This window comes from Metabacillus mesotrionivorans (assembly GCF_052171315.1).
Lineage (GTDB): Bacteria > Bacillota > Bacilli > Bacillales > Bacillaceae > Bacillus_P.
In genome coordinates this window covers 535,156-562,147 of record NZ_JBQMFF010000001.1, presented here as the reverse complement: position 1 = coordinate 562,147, position 26,992 = coordinate 535,156, and the positions used below count along the sequence as shown (strand labels likewise).

The window sequence follows — 26,992 nt, the reverse complement described above, 5'->3', positions numbered from 1 at the left end:
CAGCAATCCAACGATTGACGCCATAAACCAGGAGCCATCTCCTTTAAAAGTGGCAGCACTACGAAGGATGACGCCATAAAAGAGGATCCTTTTCAATAAAATCGGCAGCACTAGTAGAAAAACACACAAATACGAATCCATTCATAGGCTTTAAACATAAAAAAAACCAAACTAGCTACCCTAGTTCGGTTTTTCATGACTAAAATGGTATCAAGCCAGACTCGCTGGCCAAAGTCTATGTTTGTCAATTAAACAATTTTAGGATGATCCGGCTCCGAAACAATCTTCGGGTGATCAGGTTCAGAAACAATTTTCGGATGGTCAGGTTCTGAGAAAAGTCCAACTCCCGCTGCAAACGCCAGAGAGAATACGCCAGTGGTTAATCCAACTAATAGTCTCTTCATAAATCATTCTCCTCTTTTCCTAATTTGAATAAGCTCTTTTTAAAGCATTACATACGATTTGATAGTAGTGTGCCGCTGATTTATATTTGTGGCGCTCTTCGAAGTAAGAGGCCATGAGCTCCGAGTATTCAATAATATATTGCTGCTTTTCATGTTCAATAAAGTACGGAATGACCACTTCCAGCATAAAGAATTCAAATTCAGCTGAAAGATTGCCTTTGAGCAGAGAATCATAGACTTTAAAATGATAATCATATTCCTGATTAGGATTCTGTTTTAAAATGGTTTGGCCTTCAAGAATCCACTTTTCTGCATCCTCTTTCTTGTCCAGCTGGTAATACGCGTAGAGAATGGAGAAAATCGTGCTTAATGCTTCATGTTTATTTTTGTACTTCAAAGCCTCGTTATAATGATCAATTGCCTGTTCATATTTTTTGGTGATAGAACTTAAATACCCCATGTTATGGCAGATCATGCCTAGTAAACTTTTATCATTCAGCTGTTCGGCTATTTTTCGGGCGAGCTGATAGCTTTCCTCTGACCTGCTGTACTCCTCACACCTCAAATAATTAATCCCAAGCAGGATCTGGCATTCGGCACATCTCATTAAATCATATCTTGACTGGTAGATATTTAATGCGAAGTGAGTATATTGAATGACCAGGGCTGCCTTCCGCAGCTGGCTGAGGGTAAGGGCGATTGAATAATAGAGATCCGCTTCTTCCCATTTTTCAAAGGGGAGATGCTTCGTCAAAAACCGTTCAGCTCCCTTAAGATGCATAAGGGCTGAGGAATATTTGCTCTGAAGGTAGTGATGAAGACCGATGAATTTCTCGTAATAGTACGTCATTTTTTCTTCAAAGATATCTTTATAGAGGCTGATTTTCTCAAGCTTTGCTTCTGCTTCTGCAAAATCTCTTTCTGTGAGCAAGTATCTGAACTCAAAAAGAACAAAGTACAGCATGGCTGTTGTGTCGCTTGTGGAATGGATTTTCTCCCGGAGCTCTTCATATCTTTTTCTGAGAGTATCCTGCCGGCGGTGAACGATATCATGGTACCAGTCAAAAAGGGACTTCATGAGCGGAATTTCTTCTTCTTCGATGAGGTTGATCTTAAGTCTGCTGCAGAGGAAATCCAATACCTCGATGCTTGCTGTGGTCTGGTTATTTTCAATTTTCGATAAGTATGAAGTGGAAATGATGCCTCTAGACAGTTCCTCCTGGGTCATATTCTGCTGTATGCGATAGAACCTTATCCGACTTCCGATTTCCATGGGCAGCACCTCATCTACTAATCTGTATATGTCATTCTCTCTTTATTATGACGATTCCTTGTCGTTTCGTATTGGGAAAATAGACTTAATTTTCCGAAATTAAATGAAAAAATACAACCTTATTTCCCAATATTAAAAGTTGTAAGGAAACACCCCTCTGCTTTTCTGCATTAAACGGTGAAAAAAGGCTCATTTTTCCCAATACAAGACCTTCTATTAAAATGGTAGCATAATTAATAGAATAGTCAATCTATTCAATTATTTCTACCTAGGGGGTATTTGATGAAAAAGAAAAAGATTTTCAGTCTGCTTCTTGCTGCTATTCTAGCATTCACAATGGCATTTTCCATACAGCCGGCAGAAGCGGAAACGGTAAAGAAAGATTACCTCATCGGAATGAAACCAACTGTTAAAGATTCTAAAATGAAAGCATTGATCATCTCCGGTTTCGGGGGCAAGGTCAAGCATCAATATAAATATATGAATGTTGTTCACGCCTCCCTGCCGGATCAGGCAGCGGCAGCGCTCGAGAAAAACCCGAACGTTCTGTTTGTTGAAGAAGATTTCGAAGCAAAAGCTATTGGACAATCTGTGCCTTATGGAATTACACAAATTAAAGCAGACGCCGTTCAGTCGACAGGAGTAAAAGGAAGCGGTGTAAAGGTTGCCATTCTCGATTCCGGAATTGACGCTTCCCATGAAGATCTGAATGTTTCAGGCGGAGCAAGCTTTATCCCAAATGAGCCTGATCCATTTGTTGATGGCGACAGTCACGGGACTCATGTAGCCGGCACTGTGGCAGCATTAAATAATACAGTTGGGGTGCTCGGTACTGCACCGGACGTTTCTCTTTATGCAGTAAAGGTTCTGGATTCAACAGGAAGCGGCAGCTACAGCGGAATCGCACAGGGAATTGAATGGGCTGTTGCTAATGGTATGGATGTTATTAACATGAGCCTCGGCGGCAGTCAGGATTCAACAGCTCTTAAACAGGCCGTAGACCTAGCTTACAACAGAGGAGCAGTGGTTGTTGCTGCTGCAGGAAACAGCGGATCAAAGGGCAAACGGAATACAATTGGCTACCCTGCCAAATACAGTTCTGTCATTGCTGTTGGAGCCGTTGATTCAGCAAATGCCAGAGCTTCATTTTCAAGTGTCGGCAGCGAACTTGAAGTGATGGCTCCAGGTGTAAATATTTTAAGTTCGGTTCCCGGAAATAAGTATGCATCATTTAATGGAACTTCAATGGCTTCTCCTCATGTTGCTGGTGCTGCAGCACTTATTTTGTCAAAATACCCATCCATGTCCAATACAGAAGTCCGAAGCAGGCTGAAAAACACTGCTCTGCCTTTGGGCGACCCATTTTATTATGGTGCGGGATTAATTAATGTCCAGGCCGCCATCCAATAATGCAAAAGAGCTCACGTCATAAACGTGAGCTCTTTTCCATCTTTAAACAATTTTTAATTCAACTTCAATATTCCCTTTGACCGCTTTTGAATACGGGCATACGCCGTGAGCCTTGTGAACAAGCTCCATTGCGCGTTCTTCTGACACATCCGGGATATGAACTTCCAGGACAACAGACAGTCCGAAGCCCGAGTCATCTTTTCCGATCGAAACGTGGGAAGTGACTTTTGTCTGGCCAATTTTCTCACGCTCAGTACGGGCAACAAGGTTCAGCGCACTGTCAAAACATGCTGCATACCCTGCCGCAAACAGCTGTTCCGGGTTCGTCCCTTCTCCGCCGCGTCCTCCCAGCGCTTTCGGCATTTCAATTGCAAGATCCAGGAAATTGTCAGCGGTCTGCACCCGTCCTTCTCTGCCGCCAATGGCTGATGCTGTTGCAGTGTATAGCTTTTGCATGTGAATCTCTCCTTTAGTTTCGTATAATTTAATTGTGCACAATTTATTTTTGCAAAACTAATATAACAAGAGTATACTGGTCTTGTCAAATAAGAAATGTCAGGAGAATGTATGATGGCTATAGAGCAATCTCTCAGACTGGAGCAGCAGCTTTGTTTTTCTATTTACGCATGCTCGAGGGAAATGACTAAGTTGTACAGGCCCATCCTGCAGGAGCTTAAGCTGACTTATCCTCAGTACCTGGTCATGCTAGTGTTATGGGAGCAGGAAGAGATGAGTGTAAATGCACTTGGAAAAGAACTGTTTCTTGATTCCGGCACTCTGACACCTCTTTTAAAAAGGCTTGAAGAAGCGGGACTCGTTCAGAGGAACCGGTCAAAAGCAGACGAACGAAAAGTGAACATTTGTCTGACAGAACAAGGACGGAACCTGCAGGCGGATGCCTCACGCGTCCCCGAGTACATGGCTGCAGCAAGCGGACTTACAATAGAGGATTATGAGCGGCTGAACAAGGAGTTCAGGCATTTATTAAAAAAACTTACCTCCTCCCAGAAAAAGGTTTAAAATAGGGAAAATCGGCCGATAGTTAAACTATAAACACATGCGGGAAAGCGGTGATGGTTTTGAGCCGAGTAGATCTATTAATTGAAAAGTACCGTCAGAAAATGCTTGAGAGTGCAAGACGAGAGGGACTCAGTTCCCCTTCTACTATCAGGGCGAGCCAGCAGCTTGACCGCCTCTTAAACATTGGCGTCAGAATGCAGGAAGCGTCTAATTGAATTCATGCAAAAACAAAGCCGAGTGAAACCAATCAGGTATCACCCGGCTTTGTTTTTGTTCCTTTTCCGGATTGGATAAAAAACTTAAAATTGGAATTTTTTATATAATAAAGAGGGAAATTATGTCATAATGGAGAATGGATTCGGCCTAGCTATTCATGTTGACCGGTTTCGGTTTTGGATAGTCAACACCCGCATCAGGATTTTACTGGATGGTAAGGAGGATATTACAAATGCAAAAGGCATCAATGCTATTTTTACTTCTTGGACTGCTGGCATTGCTTGGAGGATGCACCGAAGATACTGCCAAACCAGAGGATTCCACGAAAAAAAGCCCGCCTGCAGCATCAGCAGAGAACACTTCCGATGACGAAGATGTAAGCACGGCTTCAAATGAAACGGAAGAATCCCTTCCTCAGGAAACAGCTTCAACAGCTGAAAAAAGCGGCCATGCCCAATCCAAAGAAGGAAGCAGTTCCAAATCTGAAGAAAGCAGCCCCCAAACTGAAGAAAAGAGCGGGACTGATGATGACAGCTCCAGGCAGACAAATGATCCGCTGGCCAGCTACTCGAGTGAAGAAATTGAGTATGCCAGGGTCTGGGCGCAGCTCGGCCCGAATCAGGAGCTTGATGAATTGAACATCAGGCATATCCCAAAGGGCGAGCCGGTCAATCCCAATATCGACAGCAGTGCCGTCTATCCGGACGGGGTTATTCAATTATTCGGCTCCCGTTTAATTGACGGATCGGTTACATATCGAGGGAACGGCGACGGAACAGTTCATATTTACGAGACTCAGATGCGCTGGGAAGCCCCCCCTCCTGGTGTTGATGAAAAAGAACTTCGAAAAGTTACAGAAAATATTCTGAACAACACAAAGCTTGTTTCTATTGAACCAAGAGATGGCCAGGAGATTATCAGCTTGATCAAATTGCTAAAGTTTCGCTGATTTCCGTTCAAAAAAACCAGGCTCAAAATGTGAGCCTGGTTTTTTCAGTGATTTCATTTGCCGACGCCGCTTCTATTCGCATCACTCTTGTTTCTTTTCCGTTATCTGATCAACAAAATCAACAATGATCCGGTCATCTTCCGTTTCCCTGACGCGAAGAACAATCGCTTTTCTCTCCCTCTGGTCAACCTCGTCATAATAGGCGCGGTAAACGTAAAAGCTTTCTTCCTGAAGATTAAAATCCTTCAGTTCCAGCTTGTCAATTCCCCACTTTTTCTTAAGGGAAATTAATTCTTCGGGTGTATGATAAGCCCCTTTGAGGTAAAGGGCTTTCATCTCCCTTTCATCTTCTTCTATTATTGCCTCTAACATATCTTCTGCTGCAACAAGCCTCCGGTCTCTTCCTTCGTCTTCGTCCTTGCAGCCTGACAGAAGAAAAGCAAATATGGCTGTCATGAGAAAGAGCGTAACTTTTTTCACTATAGTCCTCCTGCATGGTGCAAACGACACGTCTCCTGCGTCAGCTTGATAATGTGGACATGTGATCCGGCAGGCTGAACGTAATTTTCTGCATGGCTTCGTTCCAGTCTATTTTCAGCTTCTCGCCAACATCAATATCACAGAGATTTCTTATTTCGCTTGGTATGGTCACGGTTCCTTTGCTGCTTATAATGGTTTCGTTTTCAAATGTGCTGCTGTCATTTTTCATCAGCTGTATCATTCTGCCGTCTGTTTGTACAATGACACGCTCACCTGACTGAATGTTTAGTTTTTTGCGTATATAGGAAGGAATCATCACTTGACCATTTGACCAAATTTTCACGAAAAATGGGCCTTTTTTCAACGATCTCACTCCATTCCTTATAAAGATGCCTCTTATTATATCATAAAAAGAGCTTTGTTTCTCCTTCTGGCTATGCTGTTTAAAGCTGCCTCCGGGCTGTTGAGCTTCTCAGAACAAGTTCAGTCGGCAGCAAATAATCCCTGCCTTCTATCCCTTCATTCAGCGCCTGGTAAATCAAATGGGCCGCAAGAGACCCGATTTCGTAGTTGGACTGCTTAACGGTTGATAGCGGCGGAGAGATATACTGCGAGATTTCAATGTCGTCAAATCCAATGATAGAGAGATCATGCGGTATTTTTAAACCCGCTTCCTTAAAGGCTTTGATCGCACCTACAGCCATTTCGTCATTTGCGCAGAAAACAGCAGACGGGGCGTTCCCCTGCATCATGAGAATTTTGCCCGCAGAGTATCCGCCTTCACGTGTATACTGGCCTTGAAGAATCCAGCTTGGATGGAGATGAATTCCTGAATCTTTCAGAGCCTGCTTATAGCCTTCAAAACGGAGCTGATTGTCCCGGTTATGCGACGGTCCCCCAATGTAGGCAAGCTCTTTATGGCCAAGATCGATAAGATGCTGCGTTGCCTGATACCCGCCTGAAAAATTATCGACGAGGACATGAATGATGCTGTCACTGTCAAGCTTCCGGTCAAGAACAATAATCGGAAAATCTTCCCTGACGGACTGCAGAATCAGCTCATCCGGAAGGCTTTCAGCAAGAATGATGACTCCGTCCACTCTTCGTTCTCTTAAAAATTTTGTCGCAGTGGTTACATTTCCGCCGATGGCGCTGCAGGCAATCAGCCCGTATTTGTGAGTGAGGAGAGTATCCTGTGCGCCTCTCATCAGTTCTGAATAAAAAGGGCCGGACAGGTCCTGGACAATGATGCCGATTGTTTCTGTTTTGCTTCGCTTTAGGTCCCTTGCTATCCCGTTTTTCTGATAGTTCAGGGTTTTGGCAGCTTCCAGAACACGTTTTGCCGTTTCTGAATTCACTCTTGAATTATTGTTTAATGCATAGGATGCTGTGGAAACAGCAACACCGGCCAATTTTGCAACATCTTTGATTGTGGCCATTCTTCTCCACCTTACTTTCATGGCTTCTTCTGAATTGCTCCAACAGAGTTTTGTGCGCGGGATGCTTGGGGTGAATAAAGAGAGGAAATGGTTCTTTGGAAATAATCCGTACAAGCAGGTGTCAAACCCGCCTGTACGGTGTATCCCATAAAGAAGTTCTTATGCCCACCACATATTTGCAGGCTGTTCTTTAATCAGTACGCTCTTTAAGTTTGATACTGCGCGCTGGAAGCCTTCTTCAATCGACATGATCGGATCTTCATGTTCAATGCTTACAACATAGTCATAGCCGTATGTTCTAAGCGCACTGATCATATCTGACCACTCCTGCATGCTGTGTCCGCAGCCGACTGAACGGAAATTCCATGCTCTTGACTGAATCTCTCCGTATGGCTGCATGTCTGTCAGACCATACATGTTGATGTTGTCCTGGTCAAGATACGTATCTTTAGCGTGGAAATGATGAATCGCTCCCGCTTTTCCAAGGATTTTAATCGCTCCAACAGGATCAATTCCCTGCCACCATAAGTGACTTGGATCAAGGTTGGCCCCGATGGCTTCACATGTTTCCTCGCGCAATTTCAGCAGCGTGTAAGGAGTGTGAACCAGGAACCCTCCGTGAAGCTCTAATCCGATTTTCACGTTCAGGCTTTGAGCAAGCTCGCCGACTTCCTTCCAGTAAGGAATCAGCTTTTGCTCCCATTGCCACTTCAGAATGTCGCCATATTCGTTCGGCCAAGGGGCAACCGGCCAGTTTGGATATTTAGCATTTTCGTGGTCACCTGCAGTACCTGAAAAGCAGTTGACGACCGGAACGTTCATTTCGTTTGCAAGCTTGATCGTTTTGACAAGTGTTTCATGAGACTCAGCAGCAAAAGCCGAGTCAGGTGAAATCGGATTTCCGTGGCAGCTGAATGCGCTGATTGTCAGTCCGCGTGAAGTAACTTTCTCCAAATACTCATTTTGCTTTTCCTTGTTGCCAAGAAGCTCTTCTAAAGAACAATGTGCATTTCCAGGATAGCATCCTGTTCCAATCTCAACAGCTTCAACACCTGATGCTTTCACATAATCCAGCATTTCATCGAGGTTTTTATCTGAAAATAAAACCGTGAATACCCCTAGTTTCATCTTGATCTTCCTTTCTATGCTTTTAATAGTTCGTCCATTTTTTTTGAATTAAGCGCAACGGCTTCCATTAACTCGCCTTCAAAATGCTCCTGCTCAGCAATGAACCATGGCAGTTCAAGGTCTTTTCCAAGAGTCAGCAGCCCTTTCATATCAAGGGTTCCTTCGCCAATGACTGTACTGTGCTTAACACCGTTTGTTTCTTTCATATCTTTAATATGGAGGCTCGCAACACGGTCCCGCTGTTCTTTAATCAGGGAAAGCGGGTCATAGCCGGCATAAGTCACCCAGTAGCAGTCAAGCTCAAACTTGACCAGATTGCGGTCTGTTTCCTGAAGCAGGACGTCAAATGGCGTCTGCTCTCCAAATGAATGAAATTCAAAATCGTGGTTATGGTACGCAAGCTGCAGGCCCTGCTGTTTAATCACTTCTCCTGCTTTGTTCAGTTCCTGCGCAACGTGTTTATATGCATCAAGGTCCGTGCGCTGCTCTTCTGTTAAATAAGGAACAATAATTAAATCATTGCCGATTTCTTTATTGTAGGAAATGACTTGGCTGAGCCCGTCCCCTGTCACTTGTTCATAAGGCACATGACTCCCCGCTGCCTTCAGTCCATACTCGTTTAATGCTTCTGTCAGACGGTCTGCCGGCGTGTCGTAATAGCCTGCAAACTGCACCCCTTCGTACCCGTACTCGGCAACTTGTTTTAATGTGCCGAAAAAATCCTTTTCGAGCAGCGTTCTGATTGTATAGAGCTGAAGTCCTTTTTTCGTCATGACATAATCCCCCTTATGATTATAGTTTTACAATCGTTTTCGTTTCGTTCGACTCTAATGCACCAAGTACGATTTTCAGAGATTTGTAGCCTTCTTCCCCTGATACTGCTGGCTCTGTATTGCCGATGATGCTGTCGACAAATTTATCAATCACTTTAGATGAGGTTTGTCCCCCTTCATCATTTGACTGAATTTTGCCAAGCTCGTAGTTTACTACTTCACCAGTCGTATATTGTGCGATTAAAGAGAATTGAGGGTGATCTTCTAAACGAAGCACTCCTTTTTCACCATAGATAACCGTCGCATTATCTTCCCTGCTGTATGACCAGCTTGCAGCAAGCGTTCCCATGATGCCGCTTTCTGTTTTAACCACGCAGACAGCGTTATCATCAACGTCTGCTCCCTCTTTTGCAACCGTATCTACAAATGCTGCTACTTCTGTCACTTCTTCGCCGAGTATGTAGCGCATTAAATCAGCTTTATGAACACCAAGGTCTCCCATAGCGCCGATAAACGCATCTTCTTTCTTGAAGAACCAGCTGTCGCGTCCATCAGCACTCCAGCCTTCCGGACCGCCGTGGCCAAATGCTGTGCGGAAAGAAAATACTTTTCCGATATGTCCATTTTTGATCAGCTCTCTTGCTTTCTCATGAGAAGGCACAAAACGCTGGTTGTGGCCGATCATAAGCTTGCGGTTGTTTTTTTCAGCCGCTTGAATCATTGCTTCTGCTTCTTCTTTTGAAGTAGCCATCGGCTTTTCGCAAAGAACATGCTTGCCTGCATTCAGCGCATCAATTGACATTGGCGCATGAAGGGCATTCGGCGTACAAACGCTTACAGCGTCGATCTCTTCAAGGGCAAGAAGCTCTCTGTAATCGGTAAATGCTTTTGCATTGTACTGCTGTGCAGTAAGGTTTGCACGGTCTTCGTTAATGTCGCAGACAGCAACGATCTCAGCAAATTTGTTTCCAGCCCATTCAGGCAGATGTCTGTGTTTTGAAATGCTTCCGCATCCGATAATTCCGATTTTTAGCGTTTTCATGTTTCTCTTCCTCCTAGTAGTTAAAAAGATGAAATCGATTCCTGCTGCAGAAATCTCTTATTTTTTCTCAAAGTATACCGGTTCGCCGGTTTCGGACGATTTATAAATCGCTTCCAAAATTTCCGTTACAATCAGGGCCTGTTCAGGCTTAACAACCGGATCTTTATCCTCGACAATTGCTTCAATCCAAAGCCGCGCTTCAATATCTGCTTCGCTTTCGAGTTTTCCGTCCACAACAGATGCTCCGGATTCATCCAGATCAACGTTTGTCGTATAAAGCTTTCCGCGGCGCTCTCCGTTAATGCGGAGGCCGCTGTCCATATCTGCTCCGCCTTCTGTTCCCATCAGCGTGCACTTGCTTTCGCCGATATTAACGGTATTCAATGCCCAGCTTGACTCGAGAAAGATGGTTGCACCGTTTTGCATCGTAATATAGGCAAACGCTGAATCTTCCACCTGAAACTTTTCAGGATCCCATGGTCCCCAGAGGTTTGCCGCATTTTCCTTAGGTCCAAGCTTATGAAAAGCTGTTCCGACAACCATTTTCGGCTCGTAATTATCCATCATCCAAAGTGTCAGATCCAGGGCATGAGTGCCGATGTCAATCAGCGGTCCGCCTCCCTGTTTCTCCTTATCAAGGAACACTCCCCAAGTCGGCACTGCACGTCTTCTGACTGCATGGGCCTTCGCAAAATAAATGTCGCCAAGCTCCCCTTCTTCGCAGAGATTTTTCAGGTGCAGGCTGTCTGCGCGGTAGCGGTTCTGATAAGCAACAGAGAGCTTCTTACCAGTGCGTCTCGCTGCCTCAAGCATTTTTCTGGCTTCAGCAGCTGAAGTTGCCATCGGCTTTTCACACATAACATGCTTGCCTGCCTCAAGGGCTGCAATTGAAATATCTGAATGGGAATCATTCGGTGTGCAGACATGAACGACATCAATACCCGGATTTGCAAGCAATTCCTTATAATCTGTGTAATGTTCAGCCATCTCTGAACCAAACTGCATTTTTGCTTCGATGGCTCTTTCTTCCACAAGATCAAAGAATGCCACCATCTGAACATTCTTCAGGCGTGCGAGAGCAGGCATATGCTTGCCGGTTGCAATTCCTCCGCACCCGATAATTCCAACTCGAACAATCGTACTCATTGTCCACCTCCGGGTTCATTCCGGCCCATTGTCAGGACCCGTTCTGGAAGCGTGCTTAAGCCGCTGCCGTATTTATAAGTGATTTGAAACGTTTCACAAGATATGGGGGCAATTATGTATAAATCCCTTATTCCTGTTCTTTTAAATCAATGTGAAACGTTTCGACAAACCCATTTTAACATGAAAGCGCTTTTAATCAAACAAAAATTTAAAAAATATTTATCTCTCACAATTGTTTTCTTGTAAGCTAAAAAAAGAATGAAAATTGAAAACTTTTTCAGACGTTTGAAGTCTAATGAATAAAGAGGAAAAAGCTTTCACACAAAACTGCGTTCATGACAAACTTGCTTTTTTATAAACAGGATATATGACCCCATCAAGGAGGAATCCCCATTGACAGATCCCACTCTCGCTCAGGCAGCGATCAGGGGCGATGACCGGGCCTTTCTGCTCGTAATGAAACAGCATAAAGAACAGCTTTACCGGACCGCCTATTTGTATTTGAAAAATGAAAACGATGCGATTGAAGCTGTTCAGGAAGTAACGTACCGTGCGTATAAATCACTCAAAAAAGTGAAGGAGCCGTCTTATTTTACAACGTACCTGGTCCGGATCATGATGAACTACTGCCATGATCAGCTGAAGCGTCAAAAGAAAGTGAAGCTTGACGAAAAGCTTGCCTCATCCGGTACGGCTGCAGATTCCCTTCATTCCGTGGAAATTCAGGAGGCGCTAAGCAGTCTCAGTGAAAAATATCAGATTGTCATCGTCATGAAATATTTTCAGGATCTGAAAATAATAGAAATAGCCGATCAGTTAAACTGTCCGGAAAGCACTGTGAAAACAAGACTGAAAAAAGCGCTTGCCCTGCTTAGACAGCAGCTGGAAGAAAACGGAGGTGATGGTCATGTTTGAAAAGGAAGAATATAAGCTGAAGCAGATCAGGACGAAAACAGACATGATTGCCGTTCCTTTTGACGAACTCGATGATGCCATCACGGCCGGATATCAGAAAGCGAAAACGGAAAAAAGGCCGTATTCATTTAAATGGGCCGCTATAGCTGCTTCACTATTCATTTTTACGTTTATCACCTTAATCAGAGTTTCTCCAGCATTTGCTTCCTATGTCAGTTCAATCCCCGGCATGGAACATGTGGTTGAAATCATCAGATACAATAAAGGGTTAATGTCGGCCGCAGAAAATGATTTTGTACAGGAAATCGGTGTGTCTGATGAGAAAAACGGCATAGTAATCACCCTGAACTCGGCCATTGTCGACCAGAGAAAGCTCCGTATCTTCTATACAGTTCAAAACAAGTCTGAAAAAGCGGAAATTGGATTGGAGAAGGTCAAACTAACATCGGGAACAAACAATCTTAACGAAAATGCAATGATCAGTTATGGACATACCGATGAAATGATCGCTCATAATGAAAGCGAACATTCGTCGATTGACTACGACTTTGTTGACCCGATGAATCATGAGGATTTTAAGCTGGATCTTGTGGTTAAGACACAAAGACCTCTGTCAAGGACCGCAGAAGATACGTTTCAATTTGAGTTTAAACTGGATCAGGATCTCGTAAAAGAAAAGATGAGAGAAATTGACTTGAACAAAACCGTTTCAGTAGAAAACCAAAAAATCACATTCAGAAAACTTGAAATTACTCCTCTCTCTGCAGCCCTATACGTGGAATATGATAAAGAAAATACGATGGAGCTATTCGCCTTCGATGATATCAGGCTTACAGATGAAAAAGGCGAGCCGTGGTCTCTTTTCCATAATGGATTAGTGGGATCGGAAATCAGCGCCACAGAAGATGTGATTTATCTGGAGAGCAATTACTTTGAAACACCTAAAGAACTGTATTTGGAATTCAGCAGGATACGGGGAGTGAGTAAAAATGATCTGGAGGTTATCATCGATCCTGTCAAAAAGACAGTAGTGAAACAGCCGCAAGACAATGTTTTCAGCCTTATAGAAGTTTCTGAAAATGAAGTTTCCTTCACCTATACCGAAGATAGAGAAATGTCCAGTATGCTGATTAATGACGTAATAGATGCAAATGGAGAAAGCGTCTATGTCCAGTCTTCCAATGGAGAATTCGGCAACGGCAAGAAACGGTTCTCTGTTCAATTTGACCGCCGGAAAGCAGGCAGCGGCCCACTGACTATGAAGTTTATCGACTACCCCGGCTTTATTAAGGAAAAAACAACAATCAAAATTCAATAAAAAATGCCCGCTCAAAGTGAGCGGGCATTCCTGGTTAGTTGCGGCGCAGTTTTGCAAGCAGGCGCAATATCTCAAGATACAGCCAGACAAGCGTGACCAGAAGTGCAAAGCCTGCATACCATTCCATGTACTTCGGAAGCCCTGCATTCGACCCATTTTCAATAAAATCAAAATCCAAAACAAGGTTAAGCGATGCGACAATCACGATCGCAACTGAAATGAGGATTCCAACCGGACTTGCATCATGCAGGAACGGAATGGCTACACCGAAAAACCCAAGAATAAACGACAGCAAATACATAATTAAAATGCCAAAGGTTGCGGCAAAGACACCCAGCCTGAAGTTGCGCGTCACTTTAATCAGTCTAAAGCGATAAGCCAGCAGCAAAGCTAAAAACACACTTGCCGTCAAAAGGACCGCCTGCATCACAATCCCTTCGTAGAGGGATGCGTAATAGGCTGAGATGCCCCCTACAAACATTCCTTCAAGGACCGCATACACGGGCGCGAGCACCGGCGCCGTTTTCGGAACAAAGCTTACAATCAGTGCAATGACAAACCCGCCGATCGCCCCTCCGATCATGATGGCAGATACGTCCTGCCCCTGTGCACTGTAATACCAGGCAGCTCCTGCGGCCGTTATTAAAATAAACAGCAGCAGAAACGATTTATTTATGGCACCCATCAGCGTCATCGGCTGGCTGGAATAAGAACCTTCCCGTTTTGCAAAAGCTTTCAAAGCAGGATTCGATGTTCTCATAAGATCAACTCCTTTTTCTCAACTTGTAGTACGTACAGATGCGGAAAAAGTTTCACAGTGAACGCAACTTACTAGTTTCATTATATCGCAATGATCTCTTATTATGAAAATCTTCTGCCGCAAAGTTCTTCAAGGGGTCTTAGAGGTGTTCCATCACAAAAACAAGGAGACCGCATGCGGTCTCCTTATTGCTTCAGCTTCAGAATGTGCCCGATATTTGCCATTGTTTGCTCTACATACTGAGGACCCTTTCTCAGCGCTTCTTCGAGTGTGACTATGCCTGGCACAATAGAAAATACAGATCCAATCCCAGCTTCATAAACAGATTCATATCCTTCTCCAATTGAACCGGTAAGAGCTATTACAGGAATTCCGTGTTCCTTCGCAAGCTTTGATACGCCTGCAGGAGTCTTGCCATGGATGGTCTGCCCGTCAATTCTGCCTTCCCCGGTGATGACAAGGTCTGCATCTGACATGTGCTGTTTAAGATTCACTGCAGTTAATACAATATCCACTCCACTTTTAAGTTCAGCGTTCAAGAAGGCCATCAGTCCCGCTCCCAGCCCTCCGGCAGCGCCAGCTCCCTTTGTTTGCGCCACATCTGCCCCGGTTGTCTGTTTTAAAAGGGATGCGAAATGCGCAAGATTGCGGTCAAGTACAGCAACCGATTCAGCCGTTGCCCCCTTTTGCGGGCCGAATATGGCAGATGCACCATTTGGCCCTGTTAAAGGATTGTCCACATCGCACGCTACTTCTATTTTCACTTTTGAAAGTTCAGGCATTATGCCGGAAACATCAATTTCCGCAAGCTCCGCCAATGCCCCTCCGCCATGTCCTATTTCCTTTTTCTTATTATCCAGAAAGAGAACTCCGAGTGCTCTTGCCATCCCCATTCCGCCGTCATTTGTTGCACTGCCGCCGATGCCGATGATGATATGCTCTGCTCCCTTTTTGACCGCATCCCTGATCAGCTCTCCAGTTCCAGCCGTTGTCGTTATAAGAGGGTTTCTCCGTTCTGCCGGCACTAAATGCAGGCCGGAGGCAGATGACATTTCGATAACAGCCGTTTTTCCGTCACCAAGCCAGCCGTACTCCGCATCTGCAGGATGGCCAAGCGGCCCTGTAACAGACAGTTTCGTCATCGTGCCGTTCGTGGCATCAACAAGCGCCTGCACCGTCCCCTCTCCGCCGTCTGCAACAGGCACTTTTACAATTTCTGCCCCGGGAAACGTCTGTTTAAGACCTCTTTCAGCTGCTTCGCATACTTCAAGGGCCGTCATGCTTTCTTTAAAAGAATCAGGTGCGATGACAATCTTCATCTCGAACATCTCCTATCCAAACAGTTTAAACACACCAAAAATCAGGGTAGAAATCACTGCCAGTGTCAGCCCGACAAGTGATTCATAAGGAATAAGCTTCATTCTCTCCTTCATTCCCATAAACACACTGCCTCCTGTCGCATGGAAGAAGCTTCCGTGCGGAAGGTGATCAAGTACTGTTGCGCCCGCATGTACCATAGCCGCACCTGCAAGTGCAGGTATTCCAATCTCCAAGATCGCCGGAGCAAACACACTGCTCGCAACAGCTGTTCCTGCTGTTGTAGAGGCTGTTGCTGCTGACATTAAAATCCCGGAGGCAGGCGCCAAAATATAGGCAGGCAGACCGGAAGCATTGAGCCCTGCAACAATGACATCTTTCAGACCGGAATTTGCGATGATGCCTGCCAGTGTACCGGTTCCAATCAGCATGATCGCAACACCTGACATTTTCAGTAACCCGGATGCTGCAAACTCTGTTAAATGAGTCATATTTTTTGTAGCAATTGCACCGATCAGCCCTCCTGCAGGCAATGCAATAATCGGATCTATGGCTATATCAAAGGCAGGCCGCAGGGAAAGAAGCAGAATTGCTGCAGCCGGCCCGCTGACAGCTGCCGCAAATGATGGAAGGCTGCCTCCATCATTTGAAATGATTTCTTCCGACTTGATCTGCTCGCCTTTTCTCACCATTCTCTTAGCAAGCACATATGTGACGGCCACACCGAAAATGGCAGGAATGGCACCTGCCGCCATGACCGATGTTAAAGGAACATTAAACGCATCAGAAGCTGCTATCGTATTCGGATTCGGCGACATAATATTTCCCGCTTTGCCTCCTCCAATCATGGCAAGGAGTATCGCAGGCTTTGACAGCTTCGCTTTATATGCGATGGCCAGGGCAATCGGTGCCACTGTAATGACGGCCACATCCACGAACACACCAACCATAGTAAGCAGCATGGTTGATAAGACCAGAGCAAGAAGCGAACGCTTCTCTCCGATTTTTTTTATAATTGTATCAGCAATCACCGAGGCAGATCCTGATTCAATCAGTACTCCAGCCAGTACTCCTGCAGCCAGAATTCTAAGAACCGCGGGGGTAATATCTTTTGCTCCCGCAATCATCAGCTCAACGGTTTCTGTCAGATTTACTCCGCCCAGAAGCCCCCCAATAAGAGCTCCTGCCATCATTCCATACGCGGGAGGAACTTTTTTCAGAATGAGAAAAATGGCTGCAATGAGTGCGCATAACGCCCCGAAAGCGCTTACTTGAATATCCATCGTGATTTCCTCCTTCTCTCTTTTGGTCCTTTTATTGTAACCGCTTACTTTTATGAAATCATTATCCATACAGACAAAAAAAGACGGCCTGCCAGCGCCTCTTTTTTGTGCATATGCACAATCAGACAACCAGCAAAGCCGTATACAGCGTCAGTAAGTCTTTCATTTTCCTTGGATTCAGAGAGGTCGATTCTTCTATTTTATCAAGCCTGTATCTCAGTGTATTTCGATGAATAAACAGCTCTTCTGCTGTATGGTTCATATCTCCGTTCTGATTGAAAAATAATTGCAGGGTGTCAAGAAGCTCACCGTTTTTGTCCATTTCATCAAAAGCATTCTTAATATCCTGTAAGTAAACATCCTTTTGTCTGTCATATCCCCTGCGAATTAATACAGGCAGCGCCATTTCTTTATACTGAATAAATGAACCTTCTCCCGCTCCTCCTGAAGCTAGGGCATCCTTTGCACTTTCATACGACAGGGCAGGACCGTTAAACCCTTTATAAACGTACCCCGCTGCCCCTCTATGCGCGTACTGCTGCGAAAGTTCCGCCATTTTCATTAAAAATGCAGGGCTTTGACTTGAGCGGCAGTCTTTAAGAAGGACAATTTCCGCAGCACCCGGAATGACAATCAAGCCATCTGCATCTGCAGCGTCTTCAAGCTGTTTTAAGAAGAGATTCCGCTTCTTTAAATTCATATCCTCTTTTAGAACAAAGACAATTGCCTGCCTTTCAATGTCCAGATTAATCCGCAGCCTTTGGGCGCGTTGTGCAAATTCTCTCCTGTCGATTATTTCTCCTTTTATCAGCTGGATCAGTGTTTCCTGCCTCAACGTTTCATTCCAACGTATTTGATCTGACAAATAAGCCTGCTCAATGGTCAGTTCTGCCGCCATTCTCACAAGTTCTCCAAGCGGTCCTACCACATCCGGATCTCCGGTAATGCCAATGACACCAATTAATTCATGATGAAAATAGATTGGCAGGTTTACTCCTTTTTTCATCCGTTTCTTGCCGTCTTCTTCTGACACAACGGCTTTTTTCCCGGTTTGAATGACACTTATTGCACCGATATGCATGTCCCCAAGCCTTTTTTTATCTCCTGAACCAATGATTGTGCCGTCTTTGTCCATGACATTTATGTTATATGGAATGATGGACATTGTCCTTGATACGATGTCATTTGCGAGTTTTTCATTCATTGTTTGTCACCTGCTGATTTTGATTTATCTTACCATAGCTCCATTATTCGGAATTAATGAAACTTTCTGTCAAGTGGAGCGTATTACTGATTGAAGGCCTATTCCTTTTCTTCCGCAGTTTAAAACGGTCAGGGGGTGATCACCATTTCAGTTCATACTATTGATGCCATTTACCTTGGAGGACTCATTATTGCCGGTGTTCTGACTCTTATCTTCGTCTTTTTCGGAGACATCTTTGAAGGAATCAGCGAAGCCGTCCCTTTTTTCAGTCCCACACTTGTTCTCGCTTTTATCACATTCTTTTGTGCGGGCGGATACATCTTTGAAGTAACCGGCATTTTCTCTTCCATATTATCTGCTTTTCTTTCCGTTATGGCATCCGGTGTCCTTGTTGCTCTTCTTCATTTTTTCGTCCTCGTGCCTTTGTCATCTGCAGAAGAGTCTCTTTCTTATCATGAATCGGATTTAAAAGGCCGAACAGGACAGGTCATTACATCTATTCCTGCAGACGGCTTTGGAGAAGTGCTGCTTACAAGCAGCGTGGGGTCCATTTCAAAAACGGCCTCAAGCTTTGATCATACACCAATTGCCGGAGGCACGAAAATACTGGTGATTGAAAGCAAAAACAGCATCGTCTATGTAGCACCCTATCAGCCATTCGAAGAAACTCTTTAGGAGGTATTTTTATGTTAACTACTATCATTGTCATTGCCGGAATTGCTCTATTTGTCCTAATCGCTCTGCTTGCAGTTTTTGTTGCCAAGTACCGTACTGCAGGACCTGATGAAGCATTGATCGTTACCGGAAGCTATCTGGGCAGCAAGAATGTTCACATGGATGAAAACAGCAATAAAATTAAAATTGTACGCGGAGGCGGAACGTTCGTACTGCCTGTCTTTCAGCAGGCTGAACCGCTGAGCCTCCTGTCAAGCAAGCTTGATGTATCAACTCCGGAAGTGTATACAGAACAAGGGGTTCCTGTGATGGCAGACGGCACCGCCATTATTAAAATCGGAGGTTCTATAGGCGAGATCGCAACTGCTGCCGAACAATTTCTCGGGAAATCAAAAACAGACAGAGAGCAGGAGGCACGTGAAGTTCTTGAAGGGCATCTGCGCTCCATTCTTGGCTCTATGACGGTAGAGGAAATCTACAAAAACAGGGAAAAGTTTTCACAGGAAGTACAGCGGGTCGCTTCTCAGGACCTGGCAAAAATGGGTCTTGTCATTGTCTCCTTTACCATTAAAGATGTCCGGGACAAAAACGGGTATCTCGATTCGCTTGGAAAGCCCCGTATCGCACAGGTGAAGCGGGACGCAGATATTGCAACAGCGGAAGCCGAGAAAGAAACGCGCATTAAACGTGCTGAGGCAGCAAAAGAAGCGAAAAAATCAGAGCTTGAGAGAGCAACAGAAATTGCAGAAGCTGAAAAAATGAATCAGCTGAAAATGGCAGAGTACAGAAGAGACCAGGATACTGCTAAAGCAAACGCTGACCAAGCCTATGATCTTGAAGCCGCAAAAGCAAGACAGAAGGTCACTGAACAGGAAATGCAGGTCAAAATCATTGAACGCCAGAAGCAGATCGAGCTTGAAGAAAGAGAAATCCTGCGCCGCGAGCTTCAATACGATTCTGAAGTAAAGAAAAAAGCAGACGCTGACCGTTATTCAGTAGAACAAGCCGCTGCAGCAGAAAAAGCGAAACAGCTTGCAGATGCTGACGCGAATCAATACCGCATTGAGGCACTTGCAAGAGCAGAAGCTGAACGAATCCGCATGGACGGTCTCGCAAAGGCTGAAGCTGAACGTGCTCAAGGGGAAACAGAAGCTGAAATCATCCGCCTCAAAGGACTTGCAGAAGCTGAAGCTAAGGAAAAAATTGCAGAAGCCTTTGAACAATACGGCAAGGCAGCCGTACTCGATATGATCGTGAAAATGCTTCCTGAATATGCCAAGCAAGTAGCTGCACCCCTGTCCAATATTGATAAAATTACTGTCGTGGACACTGGAGGCGCCGGAGAAAACAGCGGAGCAAATAAAATCACAGGCTATGCTACAAATCTCATGAGCTCACTGCAGGAAACACTGAAGGCATCATCCGGCATTGATATGAAAGAACTGATAGAAAACTACTCCGGCAAAGGGAATATCAGACAAAGCATCGATCAGCTTTCATTGAGACAACAAGATGCAGATCAAGCTGAATAATTGCCGTGAAAAAAGCGCATGCCGGTGTCAGCATGCGCAAGCAGGAAGAGGTGTCTTACAAACATGAGGCTTATGAGAAAAAATATTTTCTCATAGCATATCCTATTCAGCGTACAGGAGATTGCTATGTGGAATTTGTCCATTTTTAACAAATTCCGCCAAAAATCAGCAATTGCCTTTATGTGCAATGGCAACCTCCGCACCAAAGCTGCAGCCTGTCAGAAAACATAAAAAGAAGCTGCTGATCTACTCATCAGCAGCTCCTCTTTATCATGTTCAGTTTAGTTAAAGTATGAAGCTCCAACAATGATCAAAAGAATAAACAATACAACCACTAGCGCAAAGCCATTTCCATAACCGCGTCCTTCAGACATGTCTCTTCCTCCATTTCACCTCTTATTCACTTTCCTTATCAAAATATGTAGAATGATAGAGATTGATATAGGACAAGAGTGGAGATTTGAGAAAATCCCTCAAACGCCCTGAGGGCACCCTGAGGGAAACTTGTATTAGTCTTCATCTTCCCATTCCGTTTTTACCGTTTCTCCGCTTTCAGCTGAAATTTCAACTTCAGCTTCTCTGCCGTCTTCTGCCATGATCTCAAACTTGTAGACAGCCTGGCCGTCATCATTTTCAAGCTCCGCTTCATTGACCTCGCCTTTCACTTCTTTTAAAGCGAGCTTTTTCGCCTCTTCCATCGTCACTTTAACCCTATCCTGATTTACCTTGGCGTCATCGCTGCTGTCATCATCCTCTTGCATTTCTGTCACTTCGCCGGTACCTGCGTTAATGGTAAAATCGTAGTCTTTTCCTTTTGACTTCACTTCGGCTTCATAAACCCATCCGTCTGCCCCCTGCTCAAGCTCCATCTCTGAAATACTGCCTTTTTTCTCCTTCAGAACGATTTCTTTTGCTTTTTCATAGCTGATTTTCAAATTTTGTTCTTCTGCTGTTTTTTCAGCCTGCGCTTTATCTCCAGGCGTTATAAACTGTGAACCTATTCCAATTCCTCCGACAAGTAATGCTCCAGTTAAAATAGCTGCTGTTTTTTTCATCTGAATTCCTCCTTGATTTGTATACATTTATCCTACATCTGAAAAATGAAAAACAAGAGAGAGAAACATTAGAAATTGATGAGAAATTGATTAGTTTACGGTGTAAATTCATATTGGCGATAAAAAAAGAACCTTTTGCTTACAAAAGGTTCTCTTTTAATCTTCAACAGATACGGAAAGGACAGCGCCTGTAAAAGCATCGACTTGAACGGTTGTCTCATTCTCGCCATTTTCAATTTCAATCTCGTAATAAAGCCTGCCGTCCTCCTCTTCAAGGTCAAGATCACCAACCTCACCCTTTGCTTCTTTCCTTGCAATTTCAATCGCCTGTTCTTCTGTCAGCTTCACCTTCGGATTGGAACCTATTGTTTTCCGGTTTTCAGATAATATCTTCCCGCTTGAGGAATCAATCTTCAGCGAAATTTCTTCCTTTCCGGATACAAGCCGGATGCTGTATGCCTGTTCCGATTCAACGTAGAACAATGATTCTATCTCTCCTTGATACTGCTCCTCAGCGATTTTTTTCGCCTCTGTTTTTGTAACAGAAACGCTTCTTTTCTCATCAAAATCTTTTATTTTTTTCAGTTCCTTAATTTTTCCTGCCTCAGCATCGACGGACAGCGAGTACAAGGCTCCCTTTTCCTCAAGTTCGGCAATGAAAAGATGCTCTCCGTCTGCCCGTGTCTCTTTTAGTGAGGTGATCGTTCCAGAGTACTGGCTGTTAACAAGGGTTCTTGCCTCTGCTTCAGTAAGAGGATCATCCTTGAAAAAAACCAAAACAGCCAATGATGCTGCACCTGCTAAAAGAACCAAAATTATCAGCACCGTCCACTTGTTTGGCATGAGCTCCCCCCTTATGTGAATATATGTTCAGCATAACCCGCAAACATTAAAACTTTATGAGAAAGCAGGGAGATACACATGAACTTCTGTCCCCAGCCCTTCTGAACTGTCAATCCGAATCTCGCCGTCATGTGCAGTGACAATTTTCCGGGCAATCGACAGGCCCAGGCCAGTTCCTCCAGTTCCCCTTGTACGTGCTTTATCCACTCTGAAAAACCGGTCAAACACAAAGGGGAGATCTTCTTTGGGGATGCCGATCCCGCGGTCTCTGATGCATAAATGAATCATGTTCCCCTTTTGATCTATTGTGCATTCAATTTCTTCTTCGCTGTATTTAAATGCATTATCAAGTAAGATAAAGAGCAGCTGTTTTAGCTTTAACTCATCTGCAGACACCATCACTTCCGGCTTGAAAAAGTGATAGACCACTCTTCTTTGATACACCTGTTCCAGGCTTTTCCCTGTTTGTCTGCATAGAGCTGCTGCATCTGTTTTTCTCGTTTCAGCCTGCATATGTGCGTCGTTTTCTGCAAGCAGGAGGAGCTGAGCTGTCATCTCTTTCATTCTTACCGCTTCGGAATAAATGGCTTCTACTGCTTCTTCAAGCACTTCGGGCTTTTTAGAGCCCCATCGTTTCAGCAGGTTAGCGTAGCTTTCAATGACCGTCAGAGGAGTCTTCAGTTCATGACTTGCATCAGACACAAACTGCTGCTGTTTTTCAAAATTCGTCTGAATCAGCCCGATCATTTTATTGAACGTTTCGGTCATTTGATGAAGTTCATCTTTTTTTGAACCGCTGTTTGTCTCTATTTTTTTAAACGTTTCTTTCTTTTGAATTTCTTCCATCGTTTGTATTAGCGTGTGGATGGGTTTCAGGATGATTCTGCTTAATGTGCTGCCCGCAGCAAAGATCGGCAGCAGCATAAAAAGCGAAGCCAGGGCAAGGACGACCTTCAGCCGGTCCATATCCTCATCAACATGCGAGAGGTTTTCTGTCACCTCAAGCTGGACAACTTCTCCGTCCGTCCAGATGAGAGGAATGGCCGCCCGGGAGAAGGTATCACCACCGGATTTGACAGTGCCGCTTATTTCAGAAGCTGAGTAATCCGGATCAAAATTTGAACGGTATTCTCCTTTTTTAGAAACAGCGGCAAGCTGCCCCGACGATTCGTCAATGATTCGGATCATTCCATCTGCCGGTAAATACGCTATTAAAAGATTCGTTGTGTTCATCGTTCTGCCGTCTTCTTCCTTCAAAGCTGCTGCAACGGCATGAGCCTGATTCTCGGTTCGTTCAACCTCGCGATCAAGAGTGATTGTTAAAAAAAGAAAATAGATGGCCGCATGAATGCCAAGGACAATAATCAGCATCCATACCGTTGAAAACAGCTGGATTTTATGGCTGATTTTCATACTGCAGGCTCCTTGATGGAATACCCGACTCCTCTTGAAGTGTGGATGAGAGGCTGATGATAGCTGCTGTCGATTTTCTTCCTCAGATAACGTATGTACACATCAACAACATTTGTGTCACCGTAGTAATCAAATCCCCACACTGCGTTTAGAATCTGCTCCCTGTTTAAAACCTGATTTTTATGTGAAAGCAAGTACACAAGAAGATCGAATTCACGCGGCGTTAATTCAATTGAGTCATCACCTCGTGTTACGTCCCTCGTTTTTATATTCACCATAAGATTTCCCGCCTTTAGAATGTCTGCTTCCTTCAGAACATTTGCAGGCTTCGCTGCACGAAGGCATACTCTGATCCTTGCAAGGAGTTCTTCAATCTGAAAAGGCTTTGTTATATAATCATTTGCTCCCTGATCAAGTCCGCTCACTTTATCCGGCAGGGTATCACGGGCTGTCAAAAGAATTACCGGTGTTTGTCCATCCTGTGCCCTGAGCCGTCTCAGCACTTCTAAACCAGTAACCCCGGGCAGCATGACATCAAGAAGGATGCAGTCCCATGAAGAAGAACGGATTTCCTCGAGCGCTTCAAGGCCGTCATGTACAGAATGGACGCTGTACCCTTCAAATTCCAGCTCAAGCTTCAGAACACGCGCAATTTTCACTTCATCTTCCACGACCAAAATTTTTTCCATACTAACTCCCCTGTATTTTTTTACTTGCAGTATATCACAGTTCCATGATAACTCTTACCGTCCAGCTGGCAAACATTCCTAAACTGGGGTACTATAAAAAGACAAGCTTGAACGGGAGGGACAGATTTATGGAAACAATTGTGATTGCTGCTGCAGTCATTTTACTGGCAGTTATTTATTTCATAAAAAAGACTTCACACCGCGGGCAAGCAAAATCAATGCTGACAATTGCCCACAGGGGAGCTTCGGGATATGCACCCGAGAACACCCTGGCATCCTTTGACAAGGCGATGGACATGAAAGCCGACTTTATCGAAATTGATCTCCAGCTGAGCAAAGACGGAAGACTGATGGTGATTCACGACGATTCTGTCGAGCGGACAACAAACGGCAAAGGCAATGTGCGCGACTTGACCAGCCAGGAACTTCAGGCTCTGGATGCAGGGAGCTGGTTTGATTCCGTTTTTGCAGGAGAGCGCATACCAACGTTTGATGAAGTTCTCGACCGGTATCCTCAAAAATGCGGATTGCTGATTGAACTCAAAAGCCCTGCCCTTTATCCCGGAATTGAGCAGAAAGTCTATGACGCCCTTGCAAGCAGGGGGCTCATTGAAAACCGGGAACCCAAAATCATCGTTCAGTCGTTTGATACAAATTCAATGAAACTGTTCCATGATATCGCTCCAACTGTTCCAATTGGCGTACTTGTAAAATTCACACCAAAGGGAATATCAAATGCTCAGCTGGAAGAGTTCAAAAAATATGCAAACTATGTAAATCCAAACAAACGTCTGGTGACAAAAAAGCTGATTTCCCGTATTCACGCACATGACATGAAAATCATTCCCTACACCATACGTGACAGAAGATCTGCAAATGCGTTTCTTCAGCTTGATCTGGACGGCATTACAACCGATTTTCCGGATTATATAAAACCAGCAAAAGCATGAAGCCGCGGCTTCATGCTTTTAAAGTTACACTCATTTGCGGTTCAGAGAAAAGCCGATATGACTTAAAATCCCCTCAACATCTCCTCCAATCAGGACATTATCCAAATCAAGATTCAGCTGAACAGCCTTCATCGCAAGATCCGGCCGAATCCCTGTCAGGGCAGGTGTCACCCCGATCAGCTCAAGCATTCTGACAAGGTTAAGCAAATGAAAGCTCACATCGTCATTTATTTGAAGAATCCCTGATAAGTCGATAATCAGGTAGCTTAATGACAAATCTGTACTTGAGGTAAGTGCCGTATGTATAATCTTTTCTGCACGGTATTCGCTGATATCACCAATGATCGGAAGAATAGCCACCCCTTTGGTGATTGGGACAATCGGAGCTGACAAGTGAATGATCTCTTTGTTCGCCCGGTCAAGCTCAAGTACATACGAAAGCAGGGTTGCCATTGTTTCAAAGAGCTCAACATGCTTATCTGTAAAAGGAAAAGACCTTGTATCGAGTCCGCATATTGTTCCGTAATTCTCTCCGTTTTCATAGTAAATCGGAATACCGATAAAACATCCTCCGCCTAAATTTTTCGTCACATCCAGATCTTTCGTCAAGCTGCTGCCTGCCAAATCGGGAATAATCAGAACCTCTCTCCCCTGATCGACGCTCAGCTTGCAGAATGTTTCCCTGAATGGAAGCTCAGAGCCTTCCTCAAGCAAAACGGAATCCTGATTCAAAACTTTCACAATTTCATTATGCTGCTGATCATTTTTTGCAATAAATAAGGTGTTAATTTCAATGAACTTGCTCATCATTTGAAGAATGCTTTCAGAAGCTTCATCAAAATTTGAATATTTCTTTATCGGCTTGCTCAAACCTAAAAGCGTGTCTGTCACTTCTGTTCACCAGCCCTTCTGAAAGTCGTCGTTTGTTTGTGCCCGTCCCACATAACCTATAACCAATACCCATTGCATTAACCAATCAAACATGATTTTTGACTATTTATCAGGCCCGTCTGCGTGCAGTTAACCAATAAATTTTCATAACATTTCCATTTTTCAATAACAAATGGTTTTCGAATATCTTCATGTATAATGAATTTTATCATCTATAGAAGGAGTCGTACGGAAAGCATGCACATTGTTATTCGCTGGATCAGCATCATCACCGGCTGTTTTGCCGTGTCGCTCGGCGTTCACCTGCTTTCATCCTCAGAGCTTGTCATCGGCGGAACTGCAGGGATGGGAATCATAGCACAGCACCTTACAGCTTACTCATTTGGAACTCTGTTTTTTGTCATTAACTTGCCTTTTTATGCACTTGCCGTCACACAGCTGGGCATAGCCTTTACCCTAAGGACGTTTATCAGCGTCAGCATCTTGTCCATCACCTCAGAATTTCTGCAGCAATCTTTCATTGTCCATTTTCCTCACCCTGTCATCACAGCCATACTTGGAGGAATCTCCATCGGAATCGGTCTGATCTTCTTATTCAGAAACGGATCGTCACTTGGCGGCATGAACATTCTCTGTATTTTTCTCGAGAAGAAATTTGGATTTAACCCAGGCAGAACGATGCTTATCACCGACCTGATGATTGTCGGATCAGCGCTGCTTGTTTTCGGTCCCCTGCAAATTGTCTACTCAGCCATTGCCATCTTCGTCATGACGGCAATTCTTGGAAGATACCATAAAAAAGCTCCGCTTGAGCGTGAAAGCGGTCATGCTGAAGCAGAAGAGAACAGCGTTTCGGCAACAGCGTGA

Annotated in this window: 30 protein-coding genes; 10 read left to right on the top strand and 20 right to left on the bottom strand. The window is 44.4% G+C overall.

The features are described 5' to 3' along the window. Positions 1-248: 248 nt before the first annotated feature. Entirely contained in the window at positions 249-404 is a 156-nt protein-coding gene (locus tag ACTSEZ_RS02805) for a hypothetical protein (protein ID WP_369732688.1), read from the bottom strand. Positions 405-423: 19 nt separating this feature from the next. After that, positions 424-1,677: a helix-turn-helix domain-containing protein gene (locus ACTSEZ_RS02800; RefSeq protein WP_369732687.1), complete on the bottom strand. Its 1,254-nt coding sequence runs from the start codon at positions 1,675-1,677 to the stop codon at positions 424-426. Between the two features lie 282 nt (positions 1,678-1,959). On the opposite strand from ACTSEZ_RS02800, the gene ACTSEZ_RS02795 reads away from it, so the two are divergent. Beyond that, positions 1,960-3,087, top strand: a complete 1,128-nt coding sequence (locus tag ACTSEZ_RS02795) for a S8 family peptidase (protein WP_369732686.1) — start codon at positions 1,960-1,962, stop codon at positions 3,085-3,087. Positions 3,088-3,129: 42 nt separating this feature from the next. On the opposite strand, the gene ACTSEZ_RS02790 is transcribed toward ACTSEZ_RS02795, so the two are convergent. Next, positions 3,130-3,543 carry an organic hydroperoxide resistance protein gene (locus tag ACTSEZ_RS02790; protein ID WP_369732684.1) on the bottom strand — a complete coding sequence of 138 codons (414 nt, stop codon included), beginning with the start codon at positions 3,541-3,543 and terminating at the stop codon, positions 3,130-3,132. A 114-nt stretch (positions 3,544-3,657) separates the two neighbouring features. Between ACTSEZ_RS02790 and ACTSEZ_RS02785 the strand changes: the two genes are divergently transcribed. The 3 genes from ACTSEZ_RS02785 (at position 3,658) to ACTSEZ_RS02775 (ending at position 5,272) form a co-directional block, all read left to right on the top strand. Further along, positions 3,658-4,107, top strand: coding sequence for a MarR family winged helix-turn-helix transcriptional regulator (locus ACTSEZ_RS02785; protein WP_369732682.1), 450 nt, complete (start codon positions 3,658-3,660; stop codon positions 4,105-4,107). 59 nt (positions 4,108-4,166) lie between these two features. After that, entirely contained in the window at positions 4,167-4,322 is a 156-nt protein-coding gene (locus ACTSEZ_RS02780; RefSeq protein WP_369732680.1) for an aspartyl-phosphate phosphatase Spo0E family protein, read from the top strand. Between the two features lie 233 nt (positions 4,323-4,555). Further along, entirely contained in the window at positions 4,556-5,272 is a 717-nt protein-coding gene (locus ACTSEZ_RS02775) for a YdeJ family lipoprotein (protein WP_369732679.1), read from the top strand. A gap of 81 nt (positions 5,273-5,353) precedes the next feature. Here ACTSEZ_RS02775 and ACTSEZ_RS02770 read toward each other — a convergent pair whose 3' ends face one another. The 7 genes from ACTSEZ_RS02770 to ACTSEZ_RS02740 form a co-directional block, all read right to left on the bottom strand. Further along, a complete protein-coding gene (locus tag ACTSEZ_RS02770; RefSeq protein ID WP_369732678.1) occupies positions 5,354-5,752 on the bottom strand; it encodes a hypothetical protein in 399 nt (132 codons plus the stop codon). 40 nt (positions 5,753-5,792) lie between these two features. After that, positions 5,793-6,116: an AbrB/MazE/SpoVT family DNA-binding domain-containing protein gene (locus ACTSEZ_RS02765; protein WP_369732677.1), complete on the bottom strand. Its 324-nt coding sequence runs from the start codon at positions 6,114-6,116 to the stop codon at positions 5,793-5,795. Positions 6,117-6,195: 79 nt separating this feature from the next. Further along, positions 6,196-7,191 (bottom strand): LacI family DNA-binding transcriptional regulator, encoded by a 996-nt coding sequence (locus tag ACTSEZ_RS02760; protein WP_369732676.1) that lies wholly within the window; start codon positions 7,189-7,191, stop codon positions 6,196-6,198. A gap of 159 nt (positions 7,192-7,350) precedes the next feature. Then, a complete protein-coding gene (locus ACTSEZ_RS02755) occupies positions 7,351-8,319 on the bottom strand; it encodes a sugar phosphate isomerase/epimerase family protein (RefSeq protein ID WP_282033321.1) in 969 nt (322 codons plus the stop codon). A 14-nt stretch (positions 8,320-8,333) separates the two neighbouring features. After that, positions 8,334-9,092, bottom strand: coding sequence for a sugar phosphate isomerase/epimerase family protein (locus ACTSEZ_RS02750; protein WP_369732674.1), 759 nt, complete (start codon positions 9,090-9,092; stop codon positions 8,334-8,336). Positions 9,093-9,111: 19 nt separating this feature from the next. After that, a complete protein-coding gene (locus ACTSEZ_RS02745; RefSeq protein WP_369732673.1) occupies positions 9,112-10,134 on the bottom strand; it encodes a Gfo/Idh/MocA family protein in 1,023 nt (340 codons plus the stop codon). 57 nt (positions 10,135-10,191) lie between these two features. Continuing rightward, on the bottom strand, positions 10,192-11,280 hold the full coding sequence (locus ACTSEZ_RS02740; protein WP_369732672.1) for a Gfo/Idh/MocA family protein: 1,089 nt from the start codon (positions 11,278-11,280) through the stop codon (positions 10,192-10,194). Between the two features lie 393 nt (positions 11,281-11,673). Here ACTSEZ_RS02740 and ACTSEZ_RS02735 point away from each other — a divergent pair, with 393 nt between their 5' ends. Together ACTSEZ_RS02735 and ACTSEZ_RS02730 are read left to right on the top strand one after the other, a co-directional pair. Further along, entirely contained in the window at positions 11,674-12,195 is a 522-nt protein-coding gene (locus ACTSEZ_RS02735; protein ID WP_369732671.1) for an RNA polymerase sigma factor, read from the top strand. Beyond that, positions 12,188-13,513, top strand: coding sequence for a DUF4179 domain-containing protein (locus ACTSEZ_RS02730; protein WP_369732670.1), 1,326 nt, complete (start codon positions 12,188-12,190; stop codon positions 13,511-13,513). Before ACTSEZ_RS02735 ends, ACTSEZ_RS02730 begins: the two co-directional genes overlap by 8 nt. Before the next feature lie 34 nt (positions 13,514-13,547). Here the strand turns inward: ACTSEZ_RS02730 and ACTSEZ_RS02725 are convergent, their stop codons facing one another. The 4 genes from ACTSEZ_RS02725 to ACTSEZ_RS02710 all read right to left on the bottom strand — a co-directional run bounded on the left by ACTSEZ_RS02725 (position 13,548) and on the right by ACTSEZ_RS02710 (position 18,077). Continuing rightward, positions 13,548-14,273 carry a Bax inhibitor-1/YccA family protein gene (locus ACTSEZ_RS02725; protein ID WP_369732669.1) on the bottom strand — a complete coding sequence of 242 codons (726 nt, stop codon included), beginning with the start codon at positions 14,271-14,273 and terminating at the stop codon, positions 13,548-13,550. Positions 14,274-14,458: 185 nt separating this feature from the next. After that, positions 14,459-15,592 (bottom strand): glycerate kinase, encoded by a 1,134-nt coding sequence (locus ACTSEZ_RS02720; RefSeq protein ID WP_369732668.1) that lies wholly within the window; start codon positions 15,590-15,592, stop codon positions 14,459-14,461. 12 nt (positions 15,593-15,604) lie between these two features. Continuing rightward, positions 15,605-16,873, bottom strand: a complete 1,269-nt coding sequence (locus tag ACTSEZ_RS02715; RefSeq protein WP_369732667.1) for a GntP family permease — start codon at positions 16,871-16,873, stop codon at positions 15,605-15,607. A gap of 121 nt (positions 16,874-16,994) precedes the next feature. Continuing rightward, positions 16,995-18,077 (bottom strand): CdaR family transcriptional regulator, encoded by a 1,083-nt coding sequence (locus tag ACTSEZ_RS02710; RefSeq protein WP_369732666.1) that lies wholly within the window; start codon positions 18,075-18,077, stop codon positions 16,995-16,997. A gap of 138 nt (positions 18,078-18,215) precedes the next feature. Between ACTSEZ_RS02710 and ACTSEZ_RS02705 the strand changes: the two genes are divergently transcribed. Continuing rightward, entirely contained in the window at positions 18,216-18,752 is a 537-nt protein-coding gene (locus ACTSEZ_RS02705) for an NfeD family protein (protein WP_503129013.1), read from the top strand. 11 nt (positions 18,753-18,763) lie between these two features. Then, complete coding sequence (floT, locus tag ACTSEZ_RS02700) at positions 18,764-20,284, top strand: flotillin lipid rafts scaffold protein FloT (protein WP_369732664.1); 1,521 nt, start codon at positions 18,764-18,766, stop codon at positions 20,282-20,284. Positions 20,285-20,565: 281 nt separating this feature from the next. Here floT and ACTSEZ_RS02695 read toward each other — a convergent pair whose 3' ends face one another. The 5 genes from ACTSEZ_RS02695 to ACTSEZ_RS02675 form a co-directional block, all read right to left on the bottom strand. Then, positions 20,566-20,658 carry a YjcZ family sporulation protein gene (locus ACTSEZ_RS02695; protein WP_369732663.1) on the bottom strand — a complete coding sequence of 31 codons (93 nt, stop codon included), beginning with the start codon at positions 20,656-20,658 and terminating at the stop codon, positions 20,566-20,568. Between the two features lie 135 nt (positions 20,659-20,793). After that, positions 20,794-21,339: a PepSY domain-containing protein gene (locus tag ACTSEZ_RS02690; RefSeq protein ID WP_369732662.1), complete on the bottom strand. Its 546-nt coding sequence runs from the start codon at positions 21,337-21,339 to the stop codon at positions 20,794-20,796. A 156-nt stretch (positions 21,340-21,495) separates the two neighbouring features. Then, on the bottom strand, positions 21,496-22,182 hold the full coding sequence (locus ACTSEZ_RS02685; protein ID WP_369732661.1) for a PepSY domain-containing protein: 687 nt from the start codon (positions 22,180-22,182) through the stop codon (positions 21,496-21,498). Positions 22,183-22,236: 54 nt separating this feature from the next. Then, complete coding sequence (locus tag ACTSEZ_RS02680; RefSeq protein WP_369732660.1) at positions 22,237-23,595, bottom strand: sensor histidine kinase; 1,359 nt, start codon at positions 23,593-23,595, stop codon at positions 22,237-22,239. Continuing rightward, complete coding sequence (locus tag ACTSEZ_RS02675) at positions 23,592-24,284, bottom strand: response regulator transcription factor (RefSeq protein WP_369732658.1); 693 nt, start codon at positions 24,282-24,284, stop codon at positions 23,592-23,594. The genes ACTSEZ_RS02680 and ACTSEZ_RS02675 overlap by 4 nt, the downstream gene beginning before the upstream one ends. 128 nt (positions 24,285-24,412) lie before the next feature. Between ACTSEZ_RS02675 and ACTSEZ_RS02670 the strand changes: the two genes are divergently transcribed. Continuing rightward, complete coding sequence (locus tag ACTSEZ_RS02670) at positions 24,413-25,234, top strand: glycerophosphodiester phosphodiesterase (RefSeq protein ID WP_369732657.1); 822 nt, start codon at positions 24,413-24,415, stop codon at positions 25,232-25,234. A 30-nt stretch (positions 25,235-25,264) separates the two neighbouring features. Here the strand turns inward: ACTSEZ_RS02670 and ACTSEZ_RS02665 are convergent, their stop codons facing one another. Further along, positions 25,265-26,125 carry a GAF domain-containing protein gene (locus ACTSEZ_RS02665; protein WP_369732656.1) on the bottom strand — a complete coding sequence of 287 codons (861 nt, stop codon included), beginning with the start codon at positions 26,123-26,125 and terminating at the stop codon, positions 25,265-25,267. A 237-nt stretch (positions 26,126-26,362) separates the two neighbouring features. Here ACTSEZ_RS02665 and ACTSEZ_RS02660 point away from each other — a divergent pair, with 237 nt between their 5' ends. Next, positions 26,363-26,992, top strand: a complete 630-nt coding sequence (locus ACTSEZ_RS02660; protein ID WP_369732655.1) for a YitT family protein — start codon at positions 26,363-26,365, stop codon at positions 26,990-26,992.

What these genes read in the sequence shown, in the direction of transcription:
- ACTSEZ_RS02805 (WP_369732688.1), bottom strand. Translation starts at nt 404, where the DNA reads ATGAAGAGACTATTAGTTGGATTAACCACTGGCGTATTCTCTCTGGCG.
- ACTSEZ_RS02800 (WP_369732687.1), bottom strand. Translation starts at nt 1,677, where the DNA reads ATGGAAATCGGAAGTCGGATAAGGTTCTATCGCATACAGCAGAATATG.
- ACTSEZ_RS02795 (WP_369732686.1), top strand. Translation starts at nt 1,960, where the DNA reads ATGAAAAAGAAAAAGATTTTCAGTCTGCTTCTTGCTGCTATTCTAGCA.
- ACTSEZ_RS02790 (WP_369732684.1), bottom strand. Translation starts at nt 3,543, where the DNA reads ATGCAAAAGCTATACACTGCAACAGCATCAGCCATTGGCGGCAGAGAA.
- ACTSEZ_RS02785 (WP_369732682.1), top strand. Translation starts at nt 3,658, where the DNA reads ATGGCTATAGAGCAATCTCTCAGACTGGAGCAGCAGCTTTGTTTTTCT.
- ACTSEZ_RS02775 (WP_369732679.1), top strand. Translation starts at nt 4,556, where the DNA reads ATGCAAAAGGCATCAATGCTATTTTTACTTCTTGGACTGCTGGCATTG.
- ACTSEZ_RS02760 (WP_369732676.1), bottom strand. Translation starts at nt 7,191, where the DNA reads ATGGCCACAATCAAAGATGTTGCAAAATTGGCCGGTGTTGCTGTTTCC.
- ACTSEZ_RS02755 (WP_282033321.1), bottom strand. Translation starts at nt 8,319, where the DNA reads ATGAAACTAGGGGTATTCACGGTTTTATTTTCAGATAAAAACCTCGAT.
- ACTSEZ_RS02750 (WP_369732674.1), bottom strand. Translation starts at nt 9,092, where the DNA reads ATGACGAAAAAAGGACTTCAGCTCTATACAATCAGAACGCTGCTCGAA.
- ACTSEZ_RS02745 (WP_369732673.1), bottom strand. Translation starts at nt 10,134, where the DNA reads ATGAAAACGCTAAAAATCGGAATTATCGGATGCGGAAGCATTTCAAAA.
- ACTSEZ_RS02740 (WP_369732672.1), bottom strand. Translation starts at nt 11,280, where the DNA reads ATGAGTACGATTGTTCGAGTTGGAATTATCGGGTGCGGAGGAATTGCA.
- ACTSEZ_RS02730 (WP_369732670.1), top strand. Translation starts at nt 12,188, where the DNA reads ATGTTTGAAAAGGAAGAATATAAGCTGAAGCAGATCAGGACGAAAACA.
- ACTSEZ_RS02725 (WP_369732669.1), bottom strand. Translation starts at nt 14,273, where the DNA reads ATGAGAACATCGAATCCTGCTTTGAAAGCTTTTGCAAAACGGGAAGGT.
- ACTSEZ_RS02720 (WP_369732668.1), bottom strand. Translation starts at nt 15,592, where the DNA reads ATGAAGATTGTCATCGCACCTGATTCTTTTAAAGAAAGCATGACGGCC.
- ACTSEZ_RS02715 (WP_369732667.1), bottom strand. Translation starts at nt 16,873, where the DNA reads ATGGATATTCAAGTAAGCGCTTTCGGGGCGTTATGCGCACTCATTGCA.
- ACTSEZ_RS02710 (WP_369732666.1), bottom strand. Translation starts at nt 18,077, where the DNA reads ATGAATGAAAAACTCGCAAATGACATCGTATCAAGGACAATGTCCATC.
- floT (WP_369732664.1), top strand. Translation starts at nt 18,764, where the DNA reads ATGTTAACTACTATCATTGTCATTGCCGGAATTGCTCTATTTGTCCTA.
- ACTSEZ_RS02695 (WP_369732663.1), bottom strand. Translation starts at nt 20,658, where the DNA reads ATGTCTGAAGGACGCGGTTATGGAAATGGCTTTGCGCTAGTGGTTGTA.
- ACTSEZ_RS02690 (WP_369732662.1), bottom strand. Translation starts at nt 21,339, where the DNA reads ATGAAAAAAACAGCAGCTATTTTAACTGGAGCATTACTTGTCGGAGGA.
- ACTSEZ_RS02685 (WP_369732661.1), bottom strand. Translation starts at nt 22,182, where the DNA reads ATGCCAAACAAGTGGACGGTGCTGATAATTTTGGTTCTTTTAGCAGGT.
- ACTSEZ_RS02680 (WP_369732660.1), bottom strand. Translation starts at nt 23,595, where the DNA reads ATGAAAATCAGCCATAAAATCCAGCTGTTTTCAACGGTATGGATGCTG.
- ACTSEZ_RS02675 (WP_369732658.1), bottom strand. Translation starts at nt 24,284, where the DNA reads ATGGAAAAAATTTTGGTCGTGGAAGATGAAGTGAAAATTGCGCGTGTT.
- ACTSEZ_RS02670 (WP_369732657.1), top strand. Translation starts at nt 24,413, where the DNA reads ATGGAAACAATTGTGATTGCTGCTGCAGTCATTTTACTGGCAGTTATT.
- ACTSEZ_RS02660 (WP_369732655.1), top strand. Translation starts at nt 26,363, where the DNA reads ATGCACATTGTTATTCGCTGGATCAGCATCATCACCGGCTGTTTTGCC.